We start from the raw sequence: 451 nt of genomic DNA on the forward strand, positions 1-451 counted from the left end.
TCCTGATACATCTTCTCTGCGATAATTTTACACAGTGTGGGGCTTTCAATTAGCTTGCAAAGTTTTGGTCTCAGAGCATTTTCCCACGCAGCCGTATCCGCTTTTGATGCACGGTATTGTTTTGCACCACCGTGCCTCTTGATCTCCCGGCTAATCGTTGAGGGGGCTCTCGATAGTTTGTTTACGATCGCCCTGATGCTGATTTTTGCTACCATCGCTCTGGATATTTCCTCTCTTTCATCAAGTGAAAGCGCTAACGGGTGCCGCTTTCGGACAGGGAGGCGGTACCCACCAGTCTGGTGGATAGTGGGCATAATAGAAGAATGATATCTGTCGAACATTCTGGCGATATCATGCTGGGAATCACCTTGCTTATATCTGTCCCAGATAATCGCTTTCTGTTCCGGCGTGTAGTTAATACGCGTTCTTCGTTTCATGGCAGCATCCCCCT

General features: G+C 48.1%; 1 protein-coding gene. It reads right to left on the reverse strand.

The window, feature by feature from the left end:
- Positions 1-437: helix-turn-helix domain-containing protein (locus SB756_RS28140; RefSeq protein ID WP_410912765.1), on the reverse strand; the 437-nt coding region annotated here is incomplete at its 3' end.
- Positions 438-451: the final 14 nt, after the last annotated feature.

Origin of the sequence: Pseudomonas sp. SIMBA_068 (genome assembly GCF_046534705.1) — a bacterium.
Classification (GTDB): Bacteria; Pseudomonadota; Gammaproteobacteria; order Pseudomonadales; family Pseudomonadaceae; genus Aquipseudomonas; species Aquipseudomonas putida.